This window comes from Kitasatospora sp. MY 5-36, assembly GCF_001182915.1.
In the GTDB taxonomy this organism is placed as follows: Bacteria; Actinomycetota; Actinomycetes; order Streptomycetales; family Streptomycetaceae; genus Kitasatospora.
The window spans coordinates 1-2,613 of sequence record NZ_LFVW01000992.1 but is presented as its reverse complement, the minus strand read 5'-3'; the positions used below and the strand labels follow the sequence as shown (position 1 = coordinate 2,613).

Below are 2,613 nucleotides of genomic sequence, written 5' to 3'. Positions count from 1 at the left end.
GGCCGCGGGCCGGGGTCCGGCCGGGGGCGGGAAGTCCGCCGCGCTGCCCGGGGCGGTGGTGAGCCGCAGCGCCAGGGCCGGGTCGTGGCTGAGGATCGCGCGCTGGAGGCGTCGCAGGTCGCGGCCGGGCTCCAGGCCGAAGCGGTCGGCGAGCAGGTCCCGGGTGCGCCGGTAGCGGTCCAGCGCCTCGGACTGGCGCCCGCAGTTGTAGAGGACGACCATCAGCTGGGCGACCAGGCGTTCCCGGGTCGGCTCGGCCTCCAGCATGGACTCCAGTTCGCCGATCAGCTCGCGGTCCCGCCCCATCGCCAACTCGGCCTGGATGCAGTCCTCGTGGACGGCGAGCCGGGTGCCCTGGAGGGCGGCCAGCTCGGGCCAGGTGAGCCCGGCGTCGCTCACGTCGGCGAGCACCGGACCGCGCCACAGGCCGAGGGCGCGGCGCAGCAGTTCCGAGGCCCGCGTCCAGTCGCCGGCCGCCAGTCGGGCCCGGCCCAATGTGACAAGCTCATGAAATTCCGTGAGATCGAGCTGTTCAGGCTCGATTCTGAGCACGTATCCGGGCACAGTGGTATTCAGCGCGGGTTTCCCGTCCGCCGGCTCCCCGACCGCCTGGAATGCGCGGCGCAGCCCGGCCACCGAGTTCTGCACCATTTTCCGCGCCGTGGACGGACGGTCATCGCCCCAGAGTGCGGCGACTATCTCGTTGATACCCACCACGCTATTCGCACGGAGCAGCAGAACACCGAGCAGGGCCCTCTGCTGCAGGCCGCGAATGGGCACGTCGGTGCCGTCGGAGAGCACTTCAAGCGGCCCCAGAACGTTGAATCGCACCCCTACCCCCTTGATTCCCTGCGATTCCGGAGAAAGCCATTCCGGAGAATGTGCCCGATGGTACATCAGATCGGTCCGGGGCCTTCCGTTGACCGCACGTCGACTTCGATCTACGCTATCGATGGCGACCCCCCTGCCGGTATTCCCCGAGGCAAATTCGCCGCCGCCGACCGGCCGGGCTGATTCGACGTCGCGGTGATCGGGCAGGCGTGCGGGCCGAGGGGGCGTCGCAACGGCGCCGGCCTGCTGGACCGGCCGGCGTCACCGGTGGATCCCCGTGGTCCGCGTGATCCCCGTGGACCGCGTGATCCGCATGGTCGAGACCCCGGCTCCGTTCCGTCCGCGACACCGCCTTCCGCCAGGACGCCCCCGAGATCAGCACCGGCCACGGGCCCGGGAACACGGCGACCCCGCGCGACCTCGCGATCAACGCCCTCCGCGATCACCGCCGCACCGGCATCGAGGCCGGCCTCCGCCATGCCTCCAGCCGCCCACTCGGCCTCCTCCACGCCCCTGAGCAGGGACGATGAAAGACCGTCAGGACCCTGGACCAGTCCTGCCCACCCGGCCGCCCCGGCGGCAGTGGCCCGCCCATGAGCGATCAGTTCCCGGGCGATGGGCGGGGTGTCCCCATGATGGGTTCGACCGGGAGCGGGTGGCCGTCGCCACCGCCCCGGGGGAGCCGCCGGGGACCGGCGGCCGGACGCCTACAAGAGACGAGGTCGGGGGTACCCGGTGCCTTCCCTGCTGGAACGTGACGCGCACATCGACAGACTCGACCACCTGCTCGCCGAATGTCTCGGCCGCGCGGGCCGGGTGGCACTGGTCGACGGACCCCTCGGCAGCGGCAAGAGCGAGCTGCTGCGGGTGTTCACCGCCCGGGCCGCCGAGCGCGGAGTCCTGGTCGTGGGCGCGGGCTGTTCCGCCCAGGAGCGGGACCTGCCCTTCGGGATCGCCGACCGGATCGCCCACTCCCCCGGCTGGCCCGCCGGGCACGCCGAGCGGCTGGCCGCGCTGGCCGACCCGGCCGTCCTCGCCGACCCGGCCGGGAGTGCCGACGGCACCGCCCTCAACGGCAGCACCCTCAACGGCAGCAGCGCGGTCGGCGACCCGGTCGGCCCGCCGTCGCCGGCGCTGCTGCGCGCCTGCCGCGACCTGACCACCGCCCTGCTCGCGGCCGCCGCCGACACCCCGGTGCTGCTCTGCGTCGAGGACATCGGCCACGCCGACGAGGCGTCCCTGCACTTCCTGCGCCACCTCGTCCGCCACCTGCCGCAGAGCCGGGTGCTGCTGGTCCTCACCGACGGCAGCACCCCGTGGCCCGCGCGGCGCCGGCTGCACGCCGAACTGCTGCGCCACCCGCACGCGCACCGCCTCGCACTGGCCCCGCTGTCCCGGGCCGGCGCGCTGCGCCTGGTCACCGAGGGCCTGGGCGAGGAGGACGCCCGGCACCGCGGCCCCGGCCTGGTGGACGTGGCCGGCGGCAACCCGCTGCTGCTGCACGCCCTCGTCGAGGAGCACCTCGACCGCGCCGACGAGCCCGAACCGCGCTACGGCCCGGCCCTGCTGAGCTGCCTCCACCGGGCCGGCCCCGGCGTGCTGCGGGTCGTCCAGGCCCAGGCCGTGCTCGGCGAGGAGGCCCCGGCCGAGGACGTGGCCCGGCTGCTGGGCGAGCGGGAGAGCGCCGACGCGGTCGCCCGGACCCGCGCCACGCTCACCGCCGCCGGACTGCTGGACGGCGAGGGACGGCTGCGCACCGCGGCCGCCCGCGCCGCCGTCCTG

The 2,613-nt window shown here is 74.6% G+C and carries 3 protein-coding genes; 2 read left to right on the top strand and 1 reads right to left on the bottom strand.

The features are described from left to right. Window positions 1-495, bottom strand: a 495-nt coding sequence (locus AE652_RS43325) for an AfsR/SARP family transcriptional regulator (protein WP_199823215.1), incomplete at its 3' end; no start/stop codon positions are given. Between the two features lie 12 nt (window positions 496-507). On the opposite strand from AE652_RS43325, the gene AE652_RS46990 reads away from it, so the two are divergent. Then, a complete protein-coding gene (locus tag AE652_RS46990) occupies window positions 508-1,014 on the top strand; it encodes a hypothetical protein (protein ID WP_159028702.1) in 507 nt (168 codons plus the stop codon). Window positions 1,015-1,566: 552 nt separating this feature from the next. Next, window positions 1,567-2,613 (top strand): AAA family ATPase (locus tag AE652_RS39275; protein ID WP_049660342.1); only part of this gene is annotated, 1,047 nt, incomplete at its 3' end.

Bases quoted from the DNA above. Each gene is read 5' to 3' on its own strand.
- AE652_RS46990 (WP_159028702.1), top strand. From the start codon at position 508: ATGAAATTCCGTGAGATCGAGCTGTTCAGGCTCGATTCTGAGCACGTA.